Source organism: Frigoribacterium sp. VKM Ac-2836 (assembly GCF_013248995.1).
Lineage (GTDB): Bacteria > Actinomycetota > Actinomycetes > Actinomycetales > Microbacteriaceae > Frigoribacterium.
Genome location: NZ_JABRPK010000004.1, coordinates 91,778 through 117,689, shown reverse-complemented (window position 1 = coordinate 117,689; position 25,912 = coordinate 91,778). Strand labels below are relative to the sequence as shown.

The window sequence follows — 25,912 nt, the reverse complement described above, 5'->3', positions numbered from 1 at the left end:
GCTGACGCCTCCGCCCCGACGTCGAGCACCACGCCTCGCACCGCCCTCCTGCGCAGATGTCCCCCGAAGACTGAGCCACCGCCGAGGCCCACGGTCTACCGTCCACGACGCACCCACCGGTGCGACGACTCCGCACGAACCCACGACGAACGGGAGACATCATGTTCCAGGGATCCGACCAACTCCGCGACAACATGCAGAAGGTCCTCGTCGACCTCATCGAACTGCACGTCCAGGGCAAGCAGGCCCACTGGAACCTGCTCGGCTCGAACTTCCGTGACCTCCACCTGCAGCTCGACGAGATCGTCGACGCGGCCCGCGAGTTCAGCGACGAGGTGGCCGAGCGCATGCGCGCCGTCTACCTGATCCCGGACGGCCGCACCTCGACCGTGACCCGTGAGACCAGCCTGCCGGAGTTCCCCGCGGGCCCCGTCGAGACCACCGCGGTGGTCGACCTGATCGTCGACCGCATGTACGCCGTCACGGGCACGATGCGCACGGTCCACGACGACGTCGACGACGAGGACCCCACGACGGCCGACGTGCTGCACAGCATCCTCGAGCGCCTCGAGCAGCTGGCCTGGATGACCGGCGCCGAGAACCGCCACCCCGAGACGGACGCCCGCCAGGACTCGACGCGTCAGCGCGACGAGGACGCGGCGACCGAGGGCCTCGACCGCGTCGGCGCCGTCGCCAACTGACCCGACCACCACTCGAGGGCACCGTCCGGGACCGCGCGACCCGCGCCTCCCGGGCGGTGCCCTCTCTCGTCGAGAGGACCATCCCATGACCGAATCGTTCGACCACGTCATCGTGGGCGGCGGCATGACCGCCGATGCCGCCGCGAAGGCGATCCACGAGGCGACGCCCGACGCCACGGTGCTGATCGTCAGCGCCGACGTCGACGCGCCCTACACGCGCCCCGCGCTGTCGAAGAAGCTCTGGACCGACCCCGAGTACACCGAGGCGGACAACGACCTCGGGACCGTGGCCGACTCGGGTGCCGAGATCCGCCTGCGCACCCTCGTCGAGTCGATCGACCGGGAGGCCCGGACCGTCACCACCAGCACGGGCGACGTCATCGGATACGGCGCCCTCTTGCTCGCCACCGGCGGCAGCCCCACCGCACTCGATCTGCCCGACGACGACCGGGTCGTGTACTTCCGCACCGCCGAGGACTACCGCCGCCTCCGATCGCTCTCGGGCGGCGGCCGGCACGTCGTCGTCGTGGGCGGCAGTTACATCGGCACCGAGCTCGCGGCGGCCCTCGTACAGAACGACACCCGCGTGACCCTCGTGTTTCCCGACGACGTGCTCGGCGGGTCGGTCTTCCCGGCGTCGATCGCATCGACCTTCGAGAAGACGTTCCAGGAGGCGCGGGTCGAGCTGGCCCGCGGACGTCGCGTCGAGAGCGGCACGGCCGACGACGCCGGCGTCCACCTGCGGCTGGACGACGGCTCCACCCTCGACGCCGACGCGGTCGTGGTGGGTCTCGGCATCTCGGTCGACGACCAGCTCGCGGCCGACGCGGGTCTGACCGTCGACGACGGCATCGTGGTCGACGAGCACCTCCGCACCGGCGACCCGAACGTGTTCGCGGCCGGCGACGTGGCGTCGTACCCCGACGCCATCCTCGGGCGCCGCCGCGTCGAGCACGTCGACAACGCGAAGTCGCAGGGCCCCGTCGTCGGTCGCAACATGACCGGAGCCGACGAGGTCTACGACCACACGCCCTACTACTACTCGAAGGTGTTCGACATCTCGTACGAGGCGGTCGGCACGCTCGACGCGTCGCTCGAGACGGTCGTGGACGACAAGGGCGACGGGCGCGCGGTCGCGTACTACCTGGGCGACGACGGGGCGGTCGAGGGCGTGCTGTTGTGGAACGTCGACGAGGCCCGTGACGCCGCCCGGGCCGTGGTCGCGGCCGGTGTCACGCCGCGCGACGAGCTCGTGGGCCGCATCTGACGCGTCGACGACGACACGACGACGCCCGCGCGATCACCTGATCGGGCGGGCGTCGTCGTCTCGGGGGTCAGCCGAACAGGAACGGCGGGCGCGCCGCACGGTCGAGCTCGAGGGCGAAGATGCCACCGCTGAGCGGGAACTCCTCGAGCTGCTCGTCGCTGAGCCCCTCCCGGGCCGACAGCACGAAGAGCGTCCGAAGATCGTCGCCTCCGAACCCGATGCCGGTCAGGTTGGGCACGGGGAAGGCGATCTCGTCGACCAGGGCGCCGTCGGCGTCGAGGTGCACCACGGTGCCCTCGCCGAAGATGGCCCCCCAGAACTCGCCGCGTTCGTCGCGGGCCAGGCCGTCGTGTGCGCCCTGCGACGAGAACGGCACGAGCTCGCCGAGGGTGCCCTCGGCGTCCCACGAGGCACGGTAGATCGTGTCGTCACCCGTGTCGGCGAGGTAGATCTCGCTGCCGTCGTCGTTCCACTCGAACCCGTTGGTCGTCGCGAAGTCGTCTCGCAGCTGGGTGAGCGTGCCGTCGGGGGCGACGCGGTAGAGGCCGGCGACGGGGCTGCCCTCGGGGTCGGTGGCCCCGACGACGAAGGCGCCGAACGGGTCGCACTTGCCCTCGTTCAGTCGCAGGCGCTCATCGGCGTGGTCGACCGTGGCGATCGTCCGCTGCTCGCTCCCGTCGTCGCCCATGACGACCACCGTGTCGTCGAGGGCCGCGACGAGTCCGCCCCCGCGACGACGCTGGAAGCTCGGCAGCGGTGGGTCGACGAGGACCGTCGTGTCTCGCGTGCCGTCGGCCGAGGTGCGGTGCAGGAGGCCGTACGTGATGTCGGTCCAGACCAGCTCGTGGGTGTCGACGTCCCAGACGGGACTCTCGCCGAGCGTGGCCCTGGCGTCGAGGAAGAGGCGGGGTTCGGACGTGGTTCCGGTCGGAAGATGCATCCGACCGGTCTACGCGCCCGGCATGTCCGGCGGCTCCATGCCTCGTCCACAGGGGTACGGAGCCCGGTCCTTGCACACAGAACACTGCGAGGGACGGGCACGAGGAGGCGCGCTGGGCCACCGTAGGAGGAGTGACGGACACCCTCGAGACCACCGACGACATCCAGGCCGAGCACTTCGGCGCGACCACGGCCGCCCGCGGCGAATGGCACCGCCCCGATCCCCGTGACGACGGTTATGTGCCGCTGCGCTCCTACGGTGCGATCGGCGACGGTCGGACCGTCGCCCTGATCGCCCGGGACGGGCAGATCGACTGGCTGCCGATGCCCAACATGGACAGCGACCCCGTGTTCTCGGGCATCGTCGACTCGGGCAGGGGCGGACGCATCGAGTTGCGCCCCGTCGACGACGACTTCGAGGTCCAGCGCGAGTACGTCGAGAACACGAACGTCCTCGTCACCCGCTTCCGCACCGCCACCGGCGTGGTGCAGGTCACCGATGCGCTCGTGACAGGCATCGCCGGACGCCTGCCCTGGGCCGAACTCGCCCGTCGCGTCGACGGCATCACCGGGTCGGTCGACATGCGCTGGGCGGTCATCCCAGGTAACACGTTCGGCACTCACCCGATCCGTCGCGTCGACACCCTGCACGGTCCGGTCCTGCGGGCGGCCGACATCAACCTGGCGCTGGTCGGCTTCGAGCACGGCCGACTCGACTCGGTGGAACCCGGCGACGGCGAGGCCCATGGCGGCCCGCACCGGTTCTGGGGCGAGTTCTCCACCCACGAGGGGTCGCGTTCGATGATCTGCCTCTGCGGTGTCGAGGACGAGCCCCTGCACCTGCCCGACCCGCACGTGGTCGACCAGGGCATCGACCGCACGGTGCGCAACTGGCAGACCTGGTCGGACGAGTTCCACTGGGACGGCCCGTGGTCCGATGCCGTGCAACGCAGTGCCCTGGCGCTCAAGTTGCTCATCTTCAGTCCCACCGGCGCGATCGCAGCCGCCGCCACGGCCGCTCTGCCCGAGAACTTCACCGGCGACAAGAACTGGGACTACCGCTTCGCGTGGGTGCGCGACCTGGCCTACACGGTCAACGCGCTCGTCCGGTTCGGCCTGCGCGAAGAAACCCAGGCGGCCGTCTCGTGGTTGCTCTCAGCGCTCAAGGCCAACGGCCGCACGATGCACATCTTCCTCAACCTCGACGGCTCGGTGCCGGACGGCACCCACGAGACCGGCTCCGAGGGCTGGCGTGGCATCGGTCCGGTCTACAAGGGCAACCCCGCCGGCGAGCAGCTGCAGCTCGGCACCTACGCCGACATCCTCGCGATCATGAGCCAGTACGCGGCCGACGGCAACATCCTCGACGAGTCGACGGGCGACCTGCTCGCCGGTTTCGCCGACGACGCCTGCCGTCGCTGGCAGGAGAAGGACTCCGGCATGTGGGAGCTCGCCGACGAGCAGCACTATGTCAGCAGCAAGATGGGCTGCTGGCAGGCCATCGACGCCGCCCTGCACCTCGCTGAGGTCGGCCAGATGCACCCCGACCCCGAGGACGTCGTCTTCTGGAAGAAGAACCGCGACCTGATCAAGGACTGGGTCGCCGAGAACGGCTGGAACGACGAGATCGGCTCGTACGTCATGTACCCGGGCAGCGAGAAACTCGATGCGTCGGTGCTGCTCCATGCTCCGAGCGGCTTCGACCGCGGCGAGCGCATGTCGCGCACGATCGACGCCATCCAGCGGGAGTTGGGTGCCGGGCCCCTCGTGTTCCGCTACAGCGAGGTCGACCAAGAGGAAGGCACCTTCGTGGCCTGCGCCTTCTGGCTCGCCAGCGCCCTGGCCTGCGTCGGCCGACAGGACGAGGCGGTCGAGCTGATGGACCAGCTCGTGCAGCAACCGAACGACCTGGGTCTGATGACCGAGATGATCAGCGCCGACGACGGGCAGTTCCTCGGCAACCTGCCGCAGGGCCTCAGTCACCTCGCTCTCGTCAACGCCGCGATCACCATCGACGAGATGGGCCGCGAGGGCAGTACCGACCACATGGAGGGGCAGTGACCCGACGCGACGTCAGAGGGTCAGCCGGCCTTCTTCTGGGGGGCCGCCTTCTTCTGGGGGGCCGCCTTCTTCTCGGGGGCGGACGAGGCGGGCTTCTTCTTCGCGGCGGAACCCGCGCCTCCTGACGTCGACTTCTTCGCAGCCGGCTTCTCAGAGGCCGACTTCTTCGCAGCCGGCTTCTTCGTCGAGGACGTCGTCGTCGCCGCGGCGGGCTTCTTGGTCGGCTTGCGGTGACCACCGGACCGGTTCGTCTCGACCGACCGGCGCAGCGCCTCCATCAGGTCGATGACCTCGCCACCCTCGCCGTCCTCGTCCTCGGGTGCCTCGCCGAAGGTGGCGTCGGTGTCGAGAGACTCCCCCTCGTCCAGCTTGGCGTCGATCAGCTCTCGTAGCTCGTGCTGGTAGTCGTCGCTGAAGTCGGCGGGCTCGAAGTCGTCGCTCAGCGAGTCGACGAGCGACGACGACATGTCGAGCTCCTTGTCGCTGATGCGCGTCGGCTTCTCGAGCGCCGGGAACCGGGCCTCGCGTACCTCGTCGTCCCAGAGCAGGGTCTGCAGCATGAGCACGTCGCCGCGGACGCGCAGAGCGGCCAGCCGGGTCTTCTGCCGCAGCGAGAAGTGCACGATCGCGGTCCGGTCGGTCTCTTCCAGGGTGCGGCGCAGCAGCACGTAGGCCTTGGGTGAGGTGCCGTCCGGCTCGAGGAAGTAGCTGCGGTCGAGCATGATCGGGTCGACCTGGTCGCTCGGCACGAACTCGAGCACGTCGATCTCGCGCGACCGCTCCTCGGGCAGCGACTTGAGGTCGTCACCGGTGATCACCACGGTGCGGTCACCGTCGTCGTAGGCCTTGTCGATGTGCTCGTAGTCGACGACCTTGCCGCAGATCTCGCACTTCCGCTGGTACCGGATGCGCCCGCCGTCCGCGTCGTGCACCTGGTGCAGGGACACGTCGTGGTCCTCGGTGGCGCTGTACAGCTTGACGGGCACGTTGACGAGCCCGAACGTGATCGCGCCCTTCCAGATCGATCGCATGACGCTCATCTTTCTCCGCGTGCGCTCCGAATGACCGTCTGCGGGGTACAGACCCCCGAGCGGGGGAGGTGCGGCGCGGGCACCGTGGAGACATGAGCCAATACGACAAGAAGAACCCGGTCGACCTCTACCCCGCACCGCCGTTCCCGAAGCAGGAGCAGTCGCTGCCGGGCGAGGCCTGGAAGATGGACCCGAAGCCCGACCACGGCGAGACCAGCTACGTCGGCAAGGAGCGCCTCACCGGCTTCCGCGGCGTCATCACCGGGGCCGACTCGGGCATCGGTCGTGCCGCCGCGATCGCGCTCAGCCGCGAGGGTGCCGACCTCGTGCTCAGCTACCTGCCCAGCGAGCAGAAGGACGCCGAGGAGGTGCGCGACCTGCTCGAAGGCGAGGGTCGCAAGGCCGTCCTCGTCCCCGGCGACATCTCGGACGAGCAGTACTGCAAGGACCTCGTGCAGAAGGCCGTCGACGAGCTCGGTGGGCTCGACACCCTGGTCATGGTGGCCGGACGCATGAAGAGCAACGACGACATCCTCACGCTCACCACCGAGGACATCGACTCGACCATCAAGACCAACGTCTACTCGTTGTTCTGGCTGACCCAGGCCGCGATCCCCCACCTCGAGCCCGGCTCGTCCATCGTGACGACCGGTTCGGTGCAGGGCACGCAGCCCAGCCCCGACAAGATCGACTACGCCCTGACCAAGGGTGCGATCGGCGTCTTCACCTCGGGTCTCGCGCAGCAGCTGGCCCCCAAGGGCATCCGCGTCAACCAGGTCTCGCCCGGCCCGGTCTGGACTCCCCTGCAGCCCGGCTCCGACGACGCCGAGACGGTGTCGCAGTTCGGTGGCCAGGCGCCCTTCGGCCGCCCCGGCCAGCCCGCCGAGCTCGCCGCCGCCTACGTGCACCTGGTGAGCCCCGAGTCGAGCTACACCTCGGGCGCGACCATCACGATCGCCGGCGCGATGCCTGCGGTCTGACCCCGCGCCTCCTCGGCGCCGTCGTCCTGACGACACCGCGGCCCGTCGTCCCGTTCGCGCGGGGTGGCGGGCCGTGGTCGATGCGGCGGGTTGCCGTCCTCGGCAGCGGGTCCGCGCCGACCCGGCGCCGAGGACACGGACCCGCCGCAGCCGGGTAGAACGAGAAACACACGACACGAGGAGGCGCGCAATGGCGGGCAAGGGACGTGGCGAGACCGTCGAGGTCGGCGGGCACCGGCTGCAGCTGACGAACCTCGACAAGGTGCTCTACCCCGACACGGGTACGACCAAGGCCGACGTGCTGGGGTACTACGCCGCCGTCGCCGAGTGGATGCTGCCGCACGTCGAGGGTCGCCCGGCCACGCGCAAGCGCTGGGTCAACGGCGTCGACGGCGAGGTGTTCTTCGAGAAGAACCTGCCCGACTCCGCACCCGACTGGGTCGCCCGACACACGATCGAGCACAAGGACCACGCGAACGTCTACCCGATGGTCAACGACGTGGCGACCCTCACCTGGTTGGCACAGGTCGCGGCGCTCGAGGTGCACGTGCCTCAGTGGCGGTTCGGGCCGAAGGGTGCACAGCGCAATCCCGACCGGCTGGTGCTCGACCTCGACCCGGGCCAGGGCGTCGGCCTCGCCGAATGCGTGGCCGTCGCCCACCTGCTGCGACCGGTCGTCGAGGGCATGGGCCTCGAACTGATGCCCGTGACGAGCGGCAGCAAAGGCGTGCACCTGTACGCCCGGCTCGACGGGAAGCAGAGCAGTGGGCAGGTCGGCGAGGTGGCCCACGAGCTGGCCCGGGCGATGGAGGCCGACCACCCCGACCTCGTCCTCAGCACGATGGGCAAGGCCGATCGTCGGGGCAAGGTGTTGCTCGACTGGTCGCAGAACAACGGGAACAAGACCACGGTCGCGCCGTATTCGTTGCGCGGCCGGACGCGACCGACCGTGGCCATGCCGCGCACCTGGCGAGAGCTCGCCTCGAAGACCCTGGCTCAGCTGGAGTACACCGAGGTGCTGTCGCGCCTGAAGCGACGCGGAGACCCCCTGGCCGACGTGTCGGCCCACGTGCCGGTGCCGTCCGGCGAGCTGGGCGAGGACTTCCGCAACACCGAGGCCCCCGACCACGATCCGACCTCGACGACGCGCGACCGCCTCGAGGTCTACCGCTCGAAACGCGACGCGTCGAAGACCGCCGAGCCCGTACCCGCCGACGCCCCCGCCTCGACCGACGGCACCAGCTTCGTGATCCAGGAGCACCACGCCAGCTCACTGCACTGGGATTTCCGCCTCGAGCACGACGGCGTGCTCGTCAGCTGGGCTCTGCCGAAGGGCGAGCCCGACGACCCGGGCACGAATCACCTCGCCGTGCAGACCGAGGACCACCCGCTCGAGTACGGCACGTTCGAGGGCACCATCGCGAAGGGCGAGTACGGCGCGGGCGAGGTCACGATCTGGGACTCGGGCGAGTACGACCTCGAGAAGTGGCGCGAGGGCAAAGAGGTGATCGTCGTGCTGCACGGCGAACAGCGCGGCACCCGGCGCGTGGCGCTGATCCACACCGGGCACGGCGGTGGACGGGCCGCGTCGAACTGGCTGATCCACCGGATGAAGGACGACAGCGACGGCGGGCACGGCGCGGGCGGGAACGGCGCGGGCGGCCGTGGCGCGAAGTCGAGCGTCGGCAACTCCTCACGCACGACGCGCCCAGCCGGCGGCTCCCCCGACGGATCGGGCCGCGCCTCCTCGGCTCGCGACAGGAAGCAGGAATTGCCCGCCCCCGACCCGGTGGCCCCGATGCTGGCGACGACGGGCGACGCGCACGACGTGTCCGAGGGCGACTGGGCGTTCGAGATGAAGTGGGACGGCATCCGCGCCGTGGCGATCGTCCACGACGGCGCGGTCACGCTGACCAGCCGTAACGGCAACGACCTGACCCCGGCCTACCCCGAGCTGCAGGTGCTGGCCGAGCGGGTCGAGAGCGAAGGAGGCGCGGTGCTCGACGGCGAGATCGTGGCCGTCGACGAGAAGGGTCGCCCCGACTTCGGGCTGCTGCAGACGCGCATGGGACTGACGCGGTCCCGCGACGTGGCCCGGGCGGCCACGGGCGCCCCGGTGAAGCTGCTGCTGTTCGACGTCCTGCGGGCCGAAGGGCGCTCGCTCGTCGAGGACGAGTACGACGACCGACGCGAGGTGCTCGAGCGGATCGTCGAGATCGGCGGCCCGATCGACGTGCCTCCGGCGTTCGAGGGCGACCTGGAGGCGGCGGTCACGACCTCGAAGCACCTCCGACTCGAGGGTGTGGTCGCCAAGCGGCGCGACGCGACCTACAGCGCCGGCAGACGCTCGCGGGCCTGGATCAAGATGAAGCACCACCAGACGCAAGAAGTCGTGATCGCCGGCTGGCGCCCGGGTGCGGGTCGGCGGGCGGGCGGTGTGGGCTCGCTGCTGATGGGCGTGCCCGGAGACGACGGGTTGCACTACGTCGGCCGGGTCGGCACCGGGTTCACCGATCGCGAGCTGGACGAGCTGCTGCCCTCGCTGCGGGCAACCGAGCGGAAGACCAGCCCGCTCGTCGGCGTGCCCGCTGTCGACGCGAGGGACGCGCACTGGGTGACCCCGTCGCGAGTGGGCGAGGTGTCCATCGCCGAGTGGACCTCGACCGGGCGGCTGCGACAGCCGTCGTGGCGCGGGTGGCGGCCCGACAAGTCGCCGGACGACGTCGTCCGCGAGGGGTGAAGCCGCGCACTTCGCGTGGGGGTATCGGTCTGGGCCCGTCGGGTGTTGAGTGCAGCATGAGCACACCTCCACCCGCCCCGGCCCCGATCGATGCCGCCACCCTGCGCGGCAGACGGGTCGTGCTCGTGGTCGCGGTACTGGCCTCGTTCGTGGCGTTCCTCGACGGGTCGATCGTCACGGTCGCGCTGCCGGCGATCGCCCGCGAGCTCGGCGGTGGTACGGCCGGAGACGGCGGGACGGCCGGGGCAGGCGGCGCCGGCCTCGCCCTGCAGCAGTGGGTGGTCGACGCCTACCTGCTGACGCTCGGGTCGCTCATGCTCGTGGCGGGCTCGCTCAGCGACACGTTCGGGAGGGTGCGGGTGCTGCGCGCGGGCCTGGTCGGGTTCGCCGTGACGAGCGTGCTCGCCGCCCTCGCCCCCGACCCGGGTCTACTGATCGCCGCCCGGGCCCTGCAGGGCGTGACCGCGGCCCTCCTCGTGCCGAGCAGCCTCGCCCTGATCACCTCGACCTTCACCGGCCCCGCGCAGGGCAAGGCCATCGGCAGCTGGACGGCCTGGACCGGCGTCGCGTTCCTGATCGGCCCGCTGACCGGTGGCGCACTCGTCGACACGCTCGGCTGGCGCTGGGTGTTCGCGGTCGTGGTCGTACCGGTCGTCCTCACCCTGGTGCTGATGACCCGGTTGCCCGGCGACGCGCACCGGGGAGGCGACGGCGCTCCCCCGCGGGTCGACGTCGTGGGCGCCGTGCTGGCCGCGGTCGGCCTGGCCGGCCCGGTCTTCGCGCTGATCGAGGGGCAGCGGGTCGGGTTCGGCACCTGGTTCGTCGTCACCCCGCTCGTGGTCGGCCTCGCCGCGCTCGGCACCTTCGTCTGGTGGGAGCGCCGCACACCCGCCCCGATGATGCCGCTGACGCTGTTCCGCACCCGCGCCTTCACCGTGGGCAACCTGGCCACGGTCGGCATCTACGCGGCCTTGAGCCTCGGCACCCTGACGATCCCGCTCGTCGTGCAAGAGCTCGCCGGGCTGCCCGCGACACTGGCCGGGCTCGTCACCCTGCCGACGACGATCGTGTCGCTGGCGTTCTCGACCCTGTTCGGCACGCTCGCCGCCACCCACGGCCCGCGCCTGTTCATGACGGTCGGGCCGCTCGTCACGGCCGGCGGGTTCCTCTGGATGTTGCTGGTCGCCGACCCGATCGACGTCTGGTGGCAGGTCGTGCCCGGCGTGGTCCTGTTCGGGTTCGGCCTGTCGGTGACCGTGGCTCCGCTCACCTCGACGGTGCTGTCGCAGATCCCCGCCGGTCAGTCGGGCATCGCGTCCGCGGTCAACAACGCGATCTCGCGGGTGGCCGGGTTGGTCGCCGTCGCCTTCCTGGGCGTCATCGCCGGAGGCGCGCTCACGGTGAGCGGGTTCCACCGCGTCGTGATCGTGGTCGCCGTGCTGCTCGGGGTGAGCGCCCTGGTGTCGTTCGTCGGTCTGCGCGACCGCGGCCGCGCCTCCTGAGGTCGCCACCGCGACACGGTTTTCAGGAGGCGCGGTGTCAGGGCCCGAAGCGGCGCCAGGAGGCGTCCTGCTGGGCCAGGCGCCGCAAGGCGAGCAGCAGGGGTTCGACCAACACGGTGCCGAGCACGACGTACTGGACCGCGGCGTCCACGGAATCGACGGGGATGCCCGCGATCTCGGCCTCGGCGACCTCGGCCATCGACCGCGCGTAGCCGTCCAGGGTCTCGTCGGGCAGTGCGAAGCCCGCCGCCTCGAGTCCGTCGACCGCGACCTCGAGGGCGGCGAGCACGTCGACCGACCCCGGGTCGATCGTCCACCCCCAACCCGCCACGAGTGCTTCGGCGCGGGAGAGGTCGACGCCCTCGGACGCGGTCGCCGTGACGGCCGACTGGGCGACGCCGAGCACCTCGGCCACGGTCTCGTGCTCACCGTCGAGTTGCCCGAGGACCGCCCGGGCTCCGGCGACGCTGAGCCCGCCCGCGCCGAGCAGCGCGCGGACGAGGCGCAGCCGACGCACGTGGTCGTCGCCGTACCGGGCCTGGGTGGCGCTGGTGCGCTCGCCCTCGGGCAGCAACCCCTCGCGCAGGTAGTACTTGATCGTGGCGACCGGTACCCCGGTCGTCTCGGCGAGCTGAGAGATGCGCACGGATTGCCCCTTGACATTGGATAGCGAGACTCTCCAATATTAGAGAGCGCCACTATCCATTTAAGGAGACATCATGTCGCGAGTCAACCCGGGCCGCACCACGCACGAGCACGAGGGCGAACTCGTCGTCTTCTTGATCGGCATGACCGTCAACCGCTGGTGGCGGCCCGACCAGTGGGGACCCGTGTTCGCGGCGATGGGGCCGATGCTCACCGAATTGTTCCGTGATCCCGAGAGCGGTCTGGTGGGCATGAGACTGACGCTCGGACGTGGCGGGCCGGTGCTCGTGCAGTACTGGACCTCACTCGAGAAGCTCTACGCCTACGCGAGCTCGCCGCAGCAGGCGCACCGGCCGGCCTGGACGGCGTTCAACCGCCGGGCACGCAAGGCACCGGGGGCCGTCGGCATCTGGCACGAGACCTTCGTGGTCGAGCGCGCCGAGAGCATGTACGTCGGCATGGCGCCCTCGGGGCTGGCCCAGGCGACCCGGTCGGTGCCGGTCGGTCCGCGCAGCGACACCGCGCGGGCCCGGGCCGCGAGCGGCCGGACACCCGGGGCCGCTTCCGGGGCCGCGCCGGCCTGACCCACCGGCCACCCGTCCGCCGAGCCGGGAGGCCCCATTGCCCTGAGTCGCCTGTGACCCTACGATGAGCCAGACGTGAGCCGCCCTCGTTCGGGGGTGGCTCCAGCTCTGTCGTGAGACAGCCGTGATTACAAGGGAGTAATCGTGTCCGCTGCCCCTGCCCGCTCCTCCTCGACCCCTCGATCGCGATGGGCCCGTCCTCCGCGCCGCGGTCTCGGGTTCGCCGCCGCGACCGCGGCCACGGCTCTGCTGCTCAGCGGTCTGCCGGCGATCGCCGCCCAGGCCGCTCCGGTCGACCTCGCCCGCTTCGGCACGGTCACCGCCTCGGCGAGCCAGGCCGACGGCGACGGGACCTTCCCGGCCGAGGCGCTGATCGACGGCGACGCGGTCACCCGCTGGGCGAGTGGCAACGGGCCCGACGAGGACGTCGAGTTCACCGCCTCCGTGATCGTCGACCTCGGCGGCACCGCCCGCGTCGACGCGATCGGCCTCGACTGGGAGGCCTCGTACGCGACCGACTACACGGTCGACCTGACGTCGGGCGACCCCGGCCTGCCCCAGAGCTGGACCACGGCGCAGACGGTCACGAGCGACGGCGGACGTGACGACGTCGCGCTCTCGACCCCGACCGACGCCCGGTACGTCCGCATCAGCATGCTGCAGCGTTCGGCCGCCACCTGGGACGCCAGCCGACCCCACTGGTACGGCTACTCGGCCTACGGCCTGCAGGTCTTCGGCGAGGCGCAGACGCGCTCGGTCACCTTCGACCGGTCCACCGCCAGCGTCGCGGCCGGCCAGACCCTGACCGCGGGCCTCGGCCTGACCGGTCCGAGCGACGAGCCGGTCACCGTCCGCGTGCGCTCGACGGGCGGCACGGCCACGGCCGGCACCGACTTCGCGGCCCTCGACGAGACCGTGACCTTCGCACCGGGCGAGACCAGCGCCTCCGTCGACCTGGTCACGACGTCGACGGGCGCACTCAGCCCGCGCAAGACGATCGAGCTGACCGCGTCCGAACCGAGCTCTCCGACCGTCGTCGGCACGCGCGCCACGCTCACCGTGACGCTCACCCCGACAGGCGCCCTGCCGAACGTCGGCGCGACGACCGTTCTCGACGACTTCGAGGGCGGCGTGCCGACCGGATACTTCGGCTGGGGCCAGAGCCCCGCCGTCACCCCGGCGCTCGACACCGTGGAGGCGCAGCGTGAGGGGGCGACGGGAGTCCAGGCACTGCGTGCCACCGTCGCCGGCCCGACCACCGCCGAGAGCTGGTTCGGGTTCTCGCACGACGTCCCCGCCACCGACTGGAGCGACCACGACGGCTTCTCGTTCTGGTTCCGGGGCACCGCCTCGGACCTGCCCCTGCACTACGAGCTGAAGAACGGCGACGGCGCCCTCTTCGAACAGACCGTCGTCGACGACAGCGCCGACTGGAAGCAGGTCAGCGTGCTGTTCGCCGACCTGCGGCAGAAGGGCCAGCCGTCGAGCGACCTGCGCTTCGACCCCTCGGCCTCGACCGGCTTCGCCGTCACCCTCACCGGTCTCGGTGCCGGGGCGTGGCAGTTCGACGACGTCGCCCTCTTCGACCGGGCGACGATGATCGAGGACTTCGAGGGCGACGTGCCGCTCGGCACGACCACCGACCCGGTCGGCTTCTTCACCTGGGGCTCCCCCGCCCCGCTCGAGCCCACGATCAGCCGTGACGTCACCGTGCAGGAGCGTGACGGCCGCGCCGACAACCACGTGCTGAGCGGTACCTCGTCGATCCCGGCCGGTGGCTACGGCGGGCTCAGCCACAACCTCGCCGACAGCCAGGACTGGTCGAGCTACCAGGGCCTGCGCTTCTGGTGGTACGCCTCGCAGGCGAACAACCCGGCCTCGCCGACGGCGGGAGCCGACATCAAGGTCGAGATCAAAGACGGCAACCCGGCCGGTGGCAGCACCGCCGAGACCAGCGAGCTGTGGGCGACGACCTTCAAGGACAACTGGGGCAGCAGCACCAGCCGCTGGAAGCTCGTCGAGCTGCCGTTCTCGGCGTTCACCCCGTCGGGCTATCAGCCGGGTGACGCGGCGACGACGAACGGCACGCTCGACCTGACGAGCGCCTTCGGCTACTCGTTCACCTTCACCCCGGGCACGCCCGCACCGGTGGGCTACGCCATCGACGACACGCAGCTCTACGGCACCCCGGCGAGCGCCGCCTCGGTCACGGTCGACCCGTCGCAGGACGTCTACCTGGTGGAGGCCGGCGGCTCGGTCGAGATCCCGCTGACGGTCACGACGGCCGGTGACGAGCCGCTCGCGTCCGACGTGTCGGTCGACTGGTCGACCGCGGACGGCACGGCCGTCGAGGGCGCCGACTACGACGCGGCCTCGGGCACCGTGACGTTCGCGGCGGGGACCGCCTCGGGGACGGCCCAGCCGGTGACCGTGACGACCCGCGCCTCCTCGGGGGCCGCCGAGTCGAAGGAGTTCGCGGTCTCGCTGGCCTCGACCGCGGCGAAGGTCGGCGACGGTCCGCGCGTCGTGATCGGCGCGCACGATCTGCCGTACCTCGACCCGTCGCTGCCGACGGCCGACCGCGTGGCCGACCTGCTCGGCCGCATGACGCTGGACGAGAAGGTGGGTCAGATGGCGCAGGCCGAGCGGCTCGGCCTGTCGTCGCCCCAGGACGTGAGCGGGCGCGCGCTCGGCTCGCTGCTGAGCGGCGGCGGTTCGGTGCCCGAGGGCAACACCGCGGTGGCCTGGGCCGACATGGTCGACGCCTACCAGCGTGAGGCCCTGTCGACCCGGCTGCAGATCCCGATGGTCTACGGCGTCGACGCCGTGCACGGCCACAGCAACGTGGTGGGTGCGACGATCTTCCCGCACAACACCGGCCTCGGCGCGACCCGTGACCCGGCCCTCATCGAGCAGATCGCCCGGGTGACGGCGACCGAGGTGCGGGCCACCGGCGTGCCGTGGACCTTCGCCCCCTGCCTCTGCGTCTCCCGCGACGAACGTTGGGGTCGCAGCTACGAGTCGTTCGGTGAGGACCCCGACCTGGTGCGCACCTTCGCCGCCCCCTCGGTGATCGGCCTGCAGGGAGACGACCCGACCGACATCGGCGGTGCCGACGAGGTGCTCGCCACCGCCAAGCACTGGGCGGGCGACGGTGGCACGAGCTACGACGACTCGGCGGCCGGCACGGGTGCGTACCCGATCGACCAGGGTGTCACGCACGCCGACTCGCTCGAGGACTTCACCCGGTTGCACGTCGACCCGTACCTGCCGGCACTCGAGGCGGGCGTGGGCACGATCATGCCGTCGTACTCGGCGGTCGACCTGGGCGAGGGGCCGGTGCGGATGCACGAGAACGCGGCGCTCAACACCGACCTGCTGAAGGGCGACCTGGGGTTCCAGGGCTTCCTCATCAGCGACTGGGAGGGCATCGACAAGCTGCCCGGCGGCAGCTACGCCGACAAGGCGGTCCGCTCGGTCAACGCGGGTCTCGACATGGCGATGGCGCCCTACAACTACGGCGCCTTCATCGACGCGATCGTGGCGGCCGTCCGCTCGGGCGACGTCGCCGAGTCACGGGTCGACGACGCCGTGCGGCGCATCCTCACCCAGAAGTTCGACCTCAACCTGTTCGAGCAGCCGTTCGCCGACCGGACCAACGTCGACGGGGTCGGCTCGGCCGAGAACCGCGCCGTGGCCCGTCAGGCCGCCGGCGAGTCGCAGGTGCTGCTGAAGAACCAGGGAGGCGCGCTGCCGTTGGCCGCAGACGCCGACCTGTACGTGGCCGGATCGACCGCGGACGACCTCGGCCGCCAGATGGGCGGCTGGACGATCAGCTGGCAGGGCGGTTCGGGTGACACGACGACCGGGACGAGCATCGCCGAGGGCATCCGCGAGGTCGCTCCCGGGGCCTCGGTCACGCTCAGCCCGGATGCGTCGGCACCGATCGGCGCCGGTCAGACCGGTGTCGTGGTGGTGGGCGAACGCCCGTACGCCGAGGGCCAGGGCGACGTGCCGAACAACGGCTCGAGCCTGTCCCTGACGGCGTCCGACCAGGCGATCGTCGACACGGTCTGCGCCGCCACGGAGTCGTGCGTGGTGCTGGTCGTCTCGGGCCGCCCGCAGCTGCTCGGCGACGTCGTGAGCGTGGCCGACGCGGTCGTCGCCTCGTCGCTGCCCGGCTCCGAGGGCGCCGGCGTCGCCGACGTCCTGTTCGGCGACCGTCCCTTCACCGGGCGCCTGCCCGTGACCTGGGCGGCGAGCGCCGACCAGGTGCCGATCAACGTCGGTGACGCCGACTACGAACCGCTCTTCCCGTACGGCTGGGGTCTGCGCACCGACGATGTCCGCGGGCGTCTGGAGGCGCTGGTCGCCTCCCTGCCCGAGGGCGCGGCCCGTGCGGCGGTCCAGGCCGTGCTCGACGCCGACGTCTGGGACGCTGACGGAACGGTGACCGACGCGCGCACGGCCCTGCGCCTCCTGCTCGCGGCGGTGGCACCGTTCGGCGGCACCGACCTCGGCACGATGGCCACGGCCGACGACCTCGTCTCGGTCGCCCGAGACCTCGCCCAGGCGGCGATGGTCGAGGGCAGCGCGGTCGACGGGTCGGCGGCCTCGACCGCCGACGCCGAGAACGCGCTGCAGCGCGGGCTGCCCGACGTGGCGCTCGAACGGTTCGCCTCGGTGCTCGGCATAGACCTGGGCGTCGTCGAACCGACGAAGGCCGTCGTGCCGGGGACGCTCGATCCCGCGACCGCCCGACCGGGCGACACGGTGTCGATCACGGCGACGGGATTCGTCGCCGGCGAGAGCCTCGCGGGCACCGTGTTCTCGGAGCCGCAGTCGATCGGCGAGGCGACCGCCACGGCGGCCGGCGTCGGCGTGCTGCGGTTCGTCGTGCCGGCCGATCTCGAGCCGGGGGCGCACGTCGTCGAACTCGAGGGGTCGGGGCAGATCGCCCGAGCCACGCTCACGGTGCTCGCCGCGGCGGACCCCGGTGACCCGGGGACGCCGGGTGCGGGCACTCCCGGTGCGGGCACTCCCGGGACGCCTGGTGGGGCCGGACCGGGCGGCGGCTCGGGCTCGGGCTCGGGCTCGGGCGGCACCGTCGTGGCGTCGCCGGCCGGGCTCGCGTGGACCGGCTCGGGCGAGTGGATCGGCATCGCCGTCGCGGCCTTCCTGATCGTGGCGCTCGGAGTCGCCCTGCGGCTGCGTCGCCCCCGCGACCGGGGCTGACGCACCGCGCCGCGCCACGCTGGGCCTCGCCCTCGAACCCCGTATCGGACGATGCACCCAGTTTCTTCCGGGTTCATCGTCCGATACGGGGTTCTTCGTCGGGTCAACGCTCTGCATCCGCGTGCGACACGCTCCCGCTGCTACCGTCGCGGGGTGCTCTCGACCGACCGCCTGCTGCTGCGCCGCTGGCGCGACTCCGACCGCGAACCGTTCGCAGCCCTCAACGCCGACCCCGAGGTGATGCGGTACTTCCCCTCGACCCGCACGCGAGCCGAGAGCGACGCGATGGTCGACCGGCTCGATGCCGCGATCGAGGCCGACGGCTTCGGGCTCTGGGCCGTCGAGCGGCGCGACTCGGGGGCCTTCATCGGGTTCGTCGGGCTGTCCCGCCCGTCGTTCGACCCCGGCTCGCCGAGCAGGTCGAGATCGGCTGGCGACTCGGCCGCGATGCCTGGGGTCACGGATTCGCCACCGAGGCCGCCCGAGAGGTGGTCCGGTACGCGTTCGACGCGTCGGGGGCCGACCTGACCGCCCTGATCAGCTTCACGGCGGCGGTCAACGAACCGTCGCGCCGCGTGATGCGGCGGCTCGGCATGACGCACGACCCCGCCGACGACTTCGGCCACCCCGCGCTGCCGCCCGGCCACGAGCTGCGGCCGCACGTCCTCTACCGCCTTAGCCGCGCCTCCTGACCGACGCCGAGCTGCCCGCCGAGGACGCCGATCAGCCCGTCGCCAGCCCCCGCCCCCACCCCGGTGAGCGCCCCGCCCACCTCCGCCAGCGGGATCGTCCGGCCCACGAGCGACTCGAGCGGCCACCTCTGCCAGGCATCGGACGACCACGCGACGGCCGACGCCAGCCGCTCGGGTGCGGCGTCCTGCGTGCCGGTCAGCGTGACGAGCCCCTCCACGAGCCGGCCACTCGCCACGACGAGGTCACGCCCACGCGACACGGTGCGCCCACCCGCAGGGGTACCCGTCGCGGACGCAGCGCCCCCGAGCACCACGACTCCCCCGACGGCCACCTGATCGACCAGGGCCGACACCCCGGTGCCCCCGTCGAACGCGAACCCGACCGTGCGGTGGCGCCCCGACCGGTCGACCGACGCGAGCACCCGTGGCAGGGCGTGCGACCCGGTCGACGCCCTGGGGTCGGCCAGGGCGACGGCACCGAAGGCCCGCGACCGCTCACGCCGCGCCTCCTCGGGGTCGACGACCACGACGCGCGCCCCGGCGTCGGTGGCCATCGCCGTCGCGACCAGTCCGGCGGCCCCCGCCCCCGACACGACGGCGACCTGGCCCGCGAGTGACGGCACCCCCGAGAGCCCGAGCAGCGAGGAGGCGCGGTGCAGCACTTCGGCGGCCGTCGCGATCGCGCCCGCCACCGGGGCGAGCACGGCTGCGGGCACGTCCTCGGCGACGACCACCACGGTGGTCCCCCGGCGCAGGTGCACGTGGCTCGCGATCGTGCCCGACAACTGCCAGCTGCGCCGGGTGCGCTCCCCGCCGTACCGCTCGCCCGAGACGCAGGCCGAGGCCAGACCGCGATGACACGGGACGCACCGCCCACACGCGACCGTGCCGGACCAGACCACGCGCATGCCGGTCCGCAGCCGACGACCGTCGTGCGCCCGGGCGTGCTCGTCGGCCTCGACGACCCGCCCGACCGCCGAACCGCCCGGCACCACGGGCAGGGACGCCGCACCACGGCCGACGAGGGCGAGCACCTCGTCCGGGCCGAAGGCGGCCAGCTCGACGGCCACCAGGGCGTCCCCGCGCGCCAGGCGCACGCCGGGCACCGCGATCTCGCTGAAGCCGTGTCCGCCTCCGACCCCGGTGCCGAGCCAGACCTGTGCCGTCGCCGGCGGGTCGAGGCACACGTCGTGGCCGTCGAGAACGGGTCGCATCGGGTCGATCCGCGGCCGCCCCGCCTGCGTCGCCCTCGACATCGTCCCCAACCCCTCGCACCCGGCCTTCGGTGCACGCCACGACCCTAGGCAGGGCGGGTGGCGGCTCGGCGAACTCGAGGCGTCCACCCGGTGAACGCACCCGACCGTCGAGTGGGCGGAAGATGCGGTCGCGCCCCGCGTGACCAGCATCTCCTGCCCACTCGCGCACCGGTCACGAGCTCCGGCCAGAGCGAAGGAGGCGCGGGCCGGGTCAGGCGATCGGCGTCAGGCCCAGCGCCCGGATCACGTCGTCGGCCTCGTCGTCGGGCGACCTGCCCACGTCGACCACGACGTGACGCTCGTCCGCCTCGGGTGGTTCGAGCGTGGCGACCTGCGAGTCGAGCAGCGTGGTCGGCATGAAGTGGTCCTCGCGCGCCGCCATGCGATCGCCCAGCAGGGCTCGGCTGCCGCGCAGGTAGACGAAGACGACGTTGTGCTCGCGCAGCACGTCGCGGTACTTCCGTTTGAGCGCCGAGCAGGTGATGACGCCCGGAACGCCCGCCATCGCGTGCTCGACGATCCACGACGAGACCGTGTCGAGCCACGGTGCCCGGTCGTCGTCGTCGAGCGGGGTGCCCGCCGCCATCTTGGCGACGTTCTCGTCGGGGTGCAGGTCGTCACCCTCGTACGAGTCCCAGCCGAGCCGTTCGGCGAGCAGGGCCGCGACCGTCGACTTGCCCGAACCCGACACGCCCATGACGACGAGCACGGGGTCGGCGGCGTACGACCCGCCCGCCGGCACCGCGCCTCCTGCGATCACACCGGGCGCCGAGGAGGCGCGACCGGTGTTCTCGAGGACGCTCATCAGACGAACACGCTCGCGAGCATGACCCCGGCCAGGGCCGTGAGGCTGAGGACGCACTCCATCAGGCTCCAGGTCTTGACGTTCTCACCGACGGTGGTGCCGAGGTACTCCTTGATGAGCCAGAAACCGGCGTCGTTCACGTGTGACAGGAAGACCGAGCCCGCACCGATGGCGAGCACCAGGAGCGACGCCTCGGGGGTCGACATGTCGGCGGCGAGCGGAGCCATGATCCCGGCGGCCGTGACCGTGGCGACGGTGGCCGAACCGGTGGCGACACGCACGAGGGCCGCGACGACCCAGGCGACGAGCAGGACGCTGACGCCGGACTCCGAGACGGCATCGCCGATCACCGTGCCGATGCCGGTGTCGATCAGCACCTGCTTGAACCCGCCACCGGCCCCGACGATCAGCAGGATGCCGGCGACGTCGGGCAGCGACGAGCCGAGCGTCTTCGAGACGGCCGCCTTGTCCATGCCCCCGGCCCGGGCGTAGAAGACCATCGCGTAGAGCACGGCCACCGTCAGCGCGACCATGGGCGTCCCGAGGAACTCGAGCAGGTCGACCCAGGTGCCCGTGGCCGTCGGCAGCGCCGCCTCGCGGATCGACCGGGCGAGCATGAGCACGACGGGCAGCAGGATGCCGACCAGGGCGTTCACGAAGCTGGGGCGCCTGCGGGCAGAGCCTTCGCCGCCGTCTTCCTCTTTCGAGACGAAGAGGTCGGGCACCGGAACGGGCGCCCACTTCGCGGCGAGCTTCGAGAACAGCGGGCCGGCGACGATCACGGTGGGGATGGCCACGAGCACGCCGAGACCGAGGGTCAGGCCGAGGTCGGCACCGACGGTCGAGACGGCGAGCAGCGGGCCGGGGTGCGGAGGCACGAGGGCGTGCATCGCCGAGAGCCCGGCGAGCGCCGGGATCGCGATGCGCATGAGCGGCAGGCCAGAGCGGCGGGCGACGAGCACGATCACGGGGATCAGCAGCACGAGGCCGACCTCGAAGAACATCGGCAGGCCGATCAGCGCGCCGATCAGGGCCATCACCCAGGGCAGCGCCTTCTGCGAGGAGCGCGAGATCAGGGTGTCGACGATGCGGTCGGCTCCGCCGGAATCGCTCAGCAGCTTGCCGAACATGGCGCCCAGGCCGATGAGGATGCCGACGCTCGTCATCGTCGAGCCGAAGCCCGCGCCGAAGCTCGTGACGGCGTCACCGGGGGCGAGACCCGCGCCGATGCCGACCCCGACGGCGCCGAGCAGCAGCGCGAGGAAGGGGTGGACCTTGAGCCAGGTGATGAGGCCGACGATCACGACGATGCCCGCGAGGGCCGCGATGATCAACTGCGCATCGGTGCCCGAGGGCGTGGGGGCGGCGGTGGCCGCAGCGAGGAGATGCATCCGGTCGCATCCTTCCGAGGACGCGTCCCTGCGACCTCTTCGTCATGGGCCGAAGCCCGGAAATTGTCGCCCGACGGTGCCTGACGGAAGTCTGGCAGTCTTGTCTCACGGACGAATCCGATTAGTGTGAATAATCAGACTTATGGAGTGTGCCATAGTCGGCACGACCGCGCCACCCTCGCCCGTTCCCCCTCTTCCCCTAGGAGTCGACGATGACCTCCGGTCTCGCAGCGTCACGAGAACGCGGCCTCCACGCCAGGGTGGTCGACGTCCTCGGCACCGAGATCGTCGACGGCAGACTCCCGGTGGGCTCCGTCCTGAACCTCGACGATCTCGCCCTCCGCTTTTCCGTCTCCCGATCGGTGCTGCGCGAGGCTCTGCGGGTGCTGCAGTCCCTCGGCATGGTCGAGCCACGTCAACGCATCGGCACGCAGGTGCTCCCCCGGACGTCGTGGGACCTCATGAATCCCCAGATCATCCTCTGGCGGGGGCGCAGCCCCGAATACTTCGTCCAGATGCGCGAGCTGCTCGAGCTGCGACTCGGTCTCGAGCCGGTGGCGGCGCGGCTGAGCGCGCAGACCTTCACACCCGATCAGGCCTCCGCCGTCGAGGACGCGGCCCGCACGATGGTCGCGGCGGCCGCCTCAGGCGACGGGCGCGCCTACCTCGAGGCCGACGTCGCGTTCCACAGCGCCGTGCTGCGCGGCTCGGGCAACGACGTGATCGGTCACTTCGCTTCGACCGTCGAGGCCCTGCTGCGCACCCGGACCGAAGAACGCCGGTTCACCATCACCGAGTACACGCCGGCGGCGGCCGGACTGCACCTCGACCTCGCGCTGGCCATCCGGGACGGCGACGCCGACGCGGCCTTCTCCCGCTCGTGGCGACTCATCGACACGACCGTCGACGAGTTCGTCGCCGAGTCCGGTGGCTCCCCCGCCCACTGACCCGCGCCTCCTGCGCACGCCGCCGACCCGCGCCGCCCGCCACCCCCTGCATGCCGCCACTGTGCACTTCGCGACACGTCGACGACGACACGCCGTCCCGGGCGTCTCTCCGACGGCGCGTCGGCCCGTCCTTGTCGAATTTGGTACGACGCGGGCCGCCTGGCCGGTCGCGATCGGCTCGGCTCGACCCGGCCGGGACGTGACGCGGCGCCACACCCTCTCGGCGCGCGCGGCGCGCACGGCGGACACACCGAGGAGGCGCGGTGATCGCACAGACGCCCGTCACGTCCCGTTCACGTTCCGGTCGCCCCCGGGGTGGAGCATCGTCGCATGATCTCGCTCAGCGCCCTCGTGAAACCGAAGGACGGAATCCACTCGGTCCGCCTTCTCGAGAAGAGCCTCCGCGACCACTACGAGAACGTCCCCGTGAAAGACCACCAGTACCTCGTCCGTTTCGCCGACGGCCCCGCCCTGGTGACCGACGAGCTCGCCGGTCTGCGGGTCGACGTCGTGGTCTCGGACGAGCGGGCCGCGACGCACTTCCGGGAGGCGCTCGCCGGCGAGATCGCGACCCGCGTCCTCGGACGGACCGTCGACGTCGTGTGGTCGCGGTCGGCCACCGTGCCGGCACCGCTCCGCTGAGGGGCGGCGGCCCCGGACGCGGTCAGTCGCCCTCGGCCTCGGCGTCGGCGTCGCCCTCGCCCTCGGCGTCGGCCGCGACGATCAACGCGGTCATCGTGCGGTGCAGCACGACGAGCTCGTCGTGCTGCACCCCGAGCCGCGCCATCATGCGGCCCGGGATGCTCTCGGCCTCGCGCCTCAGCGCGACCCCTGCCGGGGTCAGCTCGATCGCCAACGCCCGCTCGTCGTCGACCCGCCGTCGACGGGTCACCAGCCCCTGGGTGTCGAGTCGCTTCAGCAGAGGGCTGAGGGTGCCCGGATCGAGCCGCAGCAGACGACTGAGCTCACGGCCCGAGAGCGGGGCGTGCTGCCAGAGAGCCAACATGACGAGGTACTGCGGGTGCGTCAGACCGAGCGGTTCGAGTACCGGACGATAGGCGGCCACGACGCTGCGTGACGCGACGGAGAGAGCGAAGCAGATCTGACTCTCGAGATCGAGCGGGTCGACGGCCACGGCGGCCGTACCCCCCGCGCTCGGGGCACCTGAGGCGCTCACGCCCGAGGCACCGGGCAGTGCACCATGGTGCGGACGCCCGTCCGGTCGACGACGTGCTCGTCCATCGGTGCACCGCAGAGGGGGCAGACACCGCCGTGCTGCGGGGCCACGGCCGGAGCCTCGTTCTTCAGCCCGAGCTGTGCACCACCGATGTAGGGCCGCAGCCGGGCGTTCATCCGCTCGACCAGGTCGCCGAACCTGCTGCCGTGGTCGTGGTGCCGCCCGGGTTCGCTCATGATCGTGAGCCTACCAATGATTGGTGCCCCAACGACAAGCACAGAACCCGACGCACGACCGCGCCCGCCTCGGTGGACGAGGCGGGCGCGGGCCGGTTGGACCGAGGAGGCGCGGGTGGCGACGGTCAGGCGACCTTGCGACCCTGCGCCAGCGTCTGGTGCGCCCGGGCGGCGAGCTCACCGCGGACGAGCACCTCGTACCGACCGGCCTCCATGGTGCGGACCGACGAGAAGTCCCGACGACCTCGCAGCATCTTGTGACCGACGAAGCCCCACAGGGCCCCCCACAGCGCACCCAGGCCGACGGCGACGAGCAGCACGCCGATCCAGGCACCGGACGGGGCGAAGATGCCGAAGAGCAGACCCAACAACAGACCGAACCAGGCGCCCCCACCGGCGCCGCGACCGGCGGCCTTGCCCGAGGTCAGTCGACCCGAGACGTTCTCGACGGTGCGGATGTCGTGGCCGACGATCGACACGCTCTCGACCGGGAACCCCTCGTCGGACAGCAGGTCCACGGCCGACTGGGCGTCCTCGTACTTCGTGAACGAGGCCAGGACCTGCGGATAGCCCGCGCCGGCGAAGGCACCGATGCCACCGGGGCCGGGCGTTCCCGTCGTCGGGGTCGACTGCGGCCCGGGCTGACCGTAACCCGGCTGGCCGTAGGGTGCGCCCGGTTGCCCTCCCTGCCCCGGAACGGGGCCCGACGGACCGGCAGTCTGACCGGCCTGCTGGCCCTGATCGGGTGCGTGCTGCTGCCCGGCGGTCTGCGGCGCGTACTCGCCGTACGCGGGACGCGGGCGGTCGTCGGGGGTGGGAGTGGTGTCCTGCTCGTTGCTCATGTTCCCGTTCTATCGCGCCCGCGTCGGCGCGGAGGGAATGCACAGACGGCACACAGCATTCTTCGGCGCATTCCCCGTCCCGGCCCGTGCCACCACGACTCCCCTCGCCGACTCCGGCCCCGTGCGGCAGGATCGACGGATGACCACCACCCACGTCCTCGTGCTCGACTTCGACGGGACCGTCTGTCTCGGTGACGGTCCCGTGCTGACCTACGCGCGCCTCCTCGACGAGGCGCTCGCGGAGACCGACCCACGGCACCCGCCCCGGCTGGTCGAGGCCGTGCTGGCCCGGTTCGTGGGCAGCCCGCTCGACGACGAGCCGACCGGGGTCGACGAGGCGGTCGCGCTCGCGGACGGTTCCCCCGACGGATACGTCGTCGCCGAGCGGGTCTCGCGGGCCCTCGGCATCGACGACGACACCCGCTCGGCCGCGTACGCCGGGGCCCGTGCGGCTCTCGCGGACGGCCGCCTCGAGACCACGGCCCCCGAGGGGCTCGCCGAGCTGCTCGGCTCCCTGCCCGACGGCGTGCACGTGGTGCTCGTCACGAACTCGCCCGAGCACGGCGTCGTGCAGCCGCTCGAGCGCCTCGGCCTCGCCGATCGCGTCGACGCGATCGTCACCGACGCGCGCAAGCCGTCCGGGCTGCCCGCCGTGCTCGACCGACTGCGGGCCGACGCAGGTCTCGACGACCGGCCCGACCGACTGCTCAGCGTGGGCGACATCTGGGCGAACGACCTCGAGCCGGCCGCGGCCCAGGGATCACCGACGGCGCTGGTGGAACGCTTCCCGGCCCCCGACGCGCGCCCGACGCACCGGGCGCCGACGCTGCCCGAGCTGTACCCGGCGATCCGCGCCTGGGCGACCCGCGCCTCTTGAGCCC

General features: G+C 71.9%; 20 protein-coding genes and 1 pseudogene. 12 read left to right on the top strand and 9 right to left on the bottom strand.

Annotated features, from left to right (window positions below):
* The first annotated feature begins 161 nt into the window (after nucleotides 1–161).
* Nucleotides 162–701 carry a Dps family protein gene (locus HRF36_RS13145; protein ID WP_173210602.1) on the top strand — a complete coding sequence of 180 codons (540 nt, stop codon included), beginning with the start codon at nucleotides 162–164 and terminating at the stop codon, nucleotides 699–701.
* Between the two features lie 85 nt (nucleotides 702–786).
* Complete coding sequence (locus tag HRF36_RS13140) at nucleotides 787–1,968, top strand: NAD(P)/FAD-dependent oxidoreductase (RefSeq protein ID WP_173210601.1); 1,182 nt, start codon at nucleotides 787–789, stop codon at nucleotides 1,966–1,968.
* 67 nt (nucleotides 1,969–2,035) lie between these two features.
* On the opposite strand, the gene HRF36_RS13135 is transcribed toward HRF36_RS13140, so the two are convergent.
* A complete protein-coding gene (locus HRF36_RS13135) occupies nucleotides 2,036–2,908 on the bottom strand; it encodes an SMP-30/gluconolactonase/LRE family protein (protein ID WP_173210600.1) in 873 nt (290 codons plus the stop codon).
* Nucleotides 2,909–3,147: 239 nt separating this feature from the next.
* Between HRF36_RS13135 and HRF36_RS13130 the strand changes: the two genes are divergently transcribed.
* Nucleotides 3,148–4,968, top strand: coding sequence for a glycoside hydrolase family 15 protein (locus HRF36_RS13130; RefSeq protein ID WP_371740191.1), 1,821 nt, complete (start codon nucleotides 3,148–3,150; stop codon nucleotides 4,966–4,968).
* Between the two features lie 20 nt (nucleotides 4,969–4,988).
* On the opposite strand, the gene HRF36_RS13125 is transcribed toward HRF36_RS13130, so the two are convergent.
* Nucleotides 4,989–5,999 (bottom strand): Ku protein, encoded by a 1,011-nt coding sequence (locus HRF36_RS13125; RefSeq protein WP_173210598.1) that lies wholly within the window; start codon nucleotides 5,997–5,999, stop codon nucleotides 4,989–4,991.
* Nucleotides 6,000–6,091: 92 nt separating this feature from the next.
* Between HRF36_RS13125 and HRF36_RS13120 the strand changes: the two genes are divergently transcribed.
* From HRF36_RS13120 to HRF36_RS13110, 3 genes are all read left to right on the top strand, one after another.
* The gene (locus tag HRF36_RS13120) at nucleotides 6,092–6,979 is read left to right on the top strand and encodes an SDR family oxidoreductase (RefSeq protein ID WP_173210596.1); all 888 of its coding nucleotides are present in this window, start codon (nucleotides 6,092–6,094) and stop codon (nucleotides 6,977–6,979) included.
* A 190-nt stretch (nucleotides 6,980–7,169) separates the two neighbouring features.
* Nucleotides 7,170–9,719, top strand: coding sequence for an ATP-dependent DNA ligase (locus tag HRF36_RS13115; RefSeq protein ID WP_173210594.1), 2,550 nt, complete (start codon nucleotides 7,170–7,172; stop codon nucleotides 9,717–9,719).
* Between the two features lie 56 nt (nucleotides 9,720–9,775).
* Entirely contained in the window at nucleotides 9,776–11,221 is a 1,446-nt protein-coding gene (locus tag HRF36_RS13110) for an MFS transporter (RefSeq protein WP_173210592.1), read from the top strand.
* A 37-nt stretch (nucleotides 11,222–11,258) separates the two neighbouring features.
* On the opposite strand, the gene HRF36_RS13105 is transcribed toward HRF36_RS13110, so the two are convergent.
* Nucleotides 11,259–11,867, bottom strand: coding sequence for a MerR family transcriptional regulator (locus tag HRF36_RS13105; protein ID WP_173210589.1), 609 nt, complete (start codon nucleotides 11,865–11,867; stop codon nucleotides 11,259–11,261).
* 73 nt (nucleotides 11,868–11,940) lie between these two features.
* Here HRF36_RS13105 and HRF36_RS13100 point away from each other — a divergent pair, with 73 nt between their 5' ends.
* The 3 genes and pseudogenes from HRF36_RS13100 to HRF36_RS16340 all read left to right on the top strand — a co-directional run bounded on the left by HRF36_RS13100 (nucleotide 11,941) and on the right by HRF36_RS16340 (nucleotide 18,377).
* On the top strand, nucleotides 11,941–12,450 hold the full coding sequence (locus HRF36_RS13100; RefSeq protein WP_173210588.1) for a DUF4188 domain-containing protein: 510 nt from the start codon (nucleotides 11,941–11,943) through the stop codon (nucleotides 12,448–12,450).
* A gap of 144 nt (nucleotides 12,451–12,594) precedes the next feature.
* Nucleotides 12,595–17,685 (top strand): glycoside hydrolase family 3 N-terminal domain-containing protein, encoded by a 5,091-nt coding sequence (locus tag HRF36_RS13095; protein ID WP_173210585.1) that lies wholly within the window; start codon nucleotides 12,595–12,597, stop codon nucleotides 17,683–17,685.
* A 51-nt stretch (nucleotides 17,686–17,736) separates the two neighbouring features.
* Nucleotides 17,737–18,377, top strand: a pseudogene (locus HRF36_RS16340) (GNAT family N-acetyltransferase).
* On the opposite strand, the gene HRF36_RS13085 reads toward HRF36_RS16340, so the two are convergent.
* The 3 genes from HRF36_RS13085 to HRF36_RS13075 form a co-directional block, all read right to left on the bottom strand.
* Nucleotides 18,353–19,591 carry an alcohol dehydrogenase catalytic domain-containing protein gene (locus tag HRF36_RS13085; RefSeq protein WP_173210583.1) on the bottom strand — a complete coding sequence of 413 codons (1,239 nt, stop codon included), beginning with the start codon at nucleotides 19,589–19,591 and terminating at the stop codon, nucleotides 18,353–18,355. The pseudogene HRF36_RS16340 and the gene HRF36_RS13085 overlap by 25 nt on opposite strands.
* A 253-nt stretch (nucleotides 19,592–19,844) precedes the next feature.
* Entirely contained in the window at nucleotides 19,845–20,330 is a 486-nt protein-coding gene (locus HRF36_RS13080; RefSeq protein WP_254281347.1) for a gluconokinase, read from the bottom strand.
* Between the two features lie 107 nt (nucleotides 20,331–20,437).
* Complete coding sequence (locus HRF36_RS13075) at nucleotides 20,438–21,829, bottom strand: GntP family permease (RefSeq protein ID WP_173210579.1); 1,392 nt, start codon at nucleotides 21,827–21,829, stop codon at nucleotides 20,438–20,440.
* A gap of 212 nt (nucleotides 21,830–22,041) precedes the next feature.
* Between HRF36_RS13075 and HRF36_RS13070 the strand changes: the two genes are divergently transcribed.
* Entirely contained in the window at nucleotides 22,042–22,776 is a 735-nt protein-coding gene (locus HRF36_RS13070; protein ID WP_173210577.1) for a FadR/GntR family transcriptional regulator, read from the top strand.
* 330 nt (nucleotides 22,777–23,106) lie between these two features.
* Nucleotides 23,107–23,418, top strand: a complete 312-nt coding sequence (locus HRF36_RS13065) for a hypothetical protein (protein WP_043596011.1) — start codon at nucleotides 23,107–23,109, stop codon at nucleotides 23,416–23,418.
* Nucleotides 23,419–23,440: 22 nt separating this feature from the next.
* Here HRF36_RS13065 and HRF36_RS13060 read toward each other — a convergent pair whose 3' ends face one another.
* The 3 genes from HRF36_RS13060 to HRF36_RS15935 all read right to left on the bottom strand — a co-directional run bounded on the left by HRF36_RS13060 (nucleotide 23,441) and on the right by HRF36_RS15935 (nucleotide 25,031).
* Nucleotides 23,441–23,953 carry a MarR family transcriptional regulator gene (locus HRF36_RS13060; protein ID WP_173210575.1) on the bottom strand — a complete coding sequence of 171 codons (513 nt, stop codon included), beginning with the start codon at nucleotides 23,951–23,953 and terminating at the stop codon, nucleotides 23,441–23,443.
* Nucleotides 23,950–24,189 carry a hypothetical protein gene (locus HRF36_RS13055; protein ID WP_173210573.1) on the bottom strand — a complete coding sequence of 80 codons (240 nt, stop codon included), beginning with the start codon at nucleotides 24,187–24,189 and terminating at the stop codon, nucleotides 23,950–23,952. The genes HRF36_RS13060 and HRF36_RS13055 overlap by 4 nt, the downstream gene beginning before the upstream one ends.
* 125 nt (nucleotides 24,190–24,314) lie before the next feature.
* A complete protein-coding gene (locus HRF36_RS15935; RefSeq protein WP_254281335.1) occupies nucleotides 24,315–25,031 on the bottom strand; it encodes a general stress protein in 717 nt (238 codons plus the stop codon).
* Nucleotides 25,032–25,170: 139 nt separating this feature from the next.
* Between HRF36_RS15935 and HRF36_RS13045 the strand changes: the two genes are divergently transcribed.
* Nucleotides 25,171–25,908 (top strand): HAD family hydrolase, encoded by a 738-nt coding sequence (locus HRF36_RS13045; protein ID WP_173210571.1) that lies wholly within the window; start codon nucleotides 25,171–25,173, stop codon nucleotides 25,906–25,908.
* Nucleotides 25,909–25,912: the final 4 nt, after the last annotated feature.

Bases quoted from the DNA above. Each gene is read 5' to 3' on its own strand.
- HRF36_RS13045 (WP_173210571.1), top strand. From the start codon at position 25,171: ATGACCACCACCCACGTCCTCGTGCTCGACTTCGACGGGACCGTCTGT.
- HRF36_RS13140 (WP_173210601.1), top strand. From the start codon at position 787: ATGACCGAATCGTTCGACCACGTCATCGTGGGCGGCGGCATGACCGCC.
- HRF36_RS13115 (WP_173210594.1), top strand. From the start codon at position 7,170: ATGGCGGGCAAGGGACGTGGCGAGACCGTCGAGGTCGGCGGGCACCGG.
- HRF36_RS13120 (WP_173210596.1), top strand. From the start codon at position 6,092: ATGAGCCAATACGACAAGAAGAACCCGGTCGACCTCTACCCCGCACCG.
- HRF36_RS13135 (WP_173210600.1), bottom strand. From the start codon at position 2,908: ATGCATCTTCCGACCGGAACCACGTCCGAACCCCGCCTCTTCCTCGAC.
- HRF36_RS13085 (WP_173210583.1), bottom strand. From the start codon at position 19,591: ATGCGACCCGTTCTCGACGGCCACGACGTGTGCCTCGACCCGCCGGCG.
- HRF36_RS15935 (WP_254281335.1), bottom strand. From the start codon at position 25,031: ATGAGCAACGAGCAGGACACCACTCCCACCCCCGACGACCGCCCGCGT.
- HRF36_RS13070 (WP_173210577.1), top strand. From the start codon at position 22,042: ATGACCTCCGGTCTCGCAGCGTCACGAGAACGCGGCCTCCACGCCAGG.
- HRF36_RS13145 (WP_173210602.1), top strand. From the start codon at position 162: ATGTTCCAGGGATCCGACCAACTCCGCGACAACATGCAGAAGGTCCTC.
- HRF36_RS13065 (WP_043596011.1), top strand. From the start codon at position 23,107: ATGATCTCGCTCAGCGCCCTCGTGAAACCGAAGGACGGAATCCACTCG.
- HRF36_RS13075 (WP_173210579.1), bottom strand. From the start codon at position 21,829: ATGCATCTCCTCGCTGCGGCCACCGCCGCCCCCACGCCCTCGGGCACC.
- HRF36_RS13100 (WP_173210588.1), top strand. From the start codon at position 11,941: ATGTCGCGAGTCAACCCGGGCCGCACCACGCACGAGCACGAGGGCGAA.
- HRF36_RS13055 (WP_173210573.1), bottom strand. From the start codon at position 24,189: ATGAGCGAACCCGGGCGGCACCACGACCACGGCAGCAGGTTCGGCGAC.
- HRF36_RS13125 (WP_173210598.1), bottom strand. From the start codon at position 5,999: ATGCGATCGATCTGGAAGGGCGCGATCACGTTCGGGCTCGTCAACGTG.
- HRF36_RS13080 (WP_254281347.1), bottom strand. From the start codon at position 20,330: ATGGGCGTGTCGGGTTCGGGCAAGTCGACGGTCGCGGCCCTGCTCGCC.
- HRF36_RS13110 (WP_173210592.1), top strand. From the start codon at position 9,776: ATGAGCACACCTCCACCCGCCCCGGCCCCGATCGATGCCGCCACCCTG.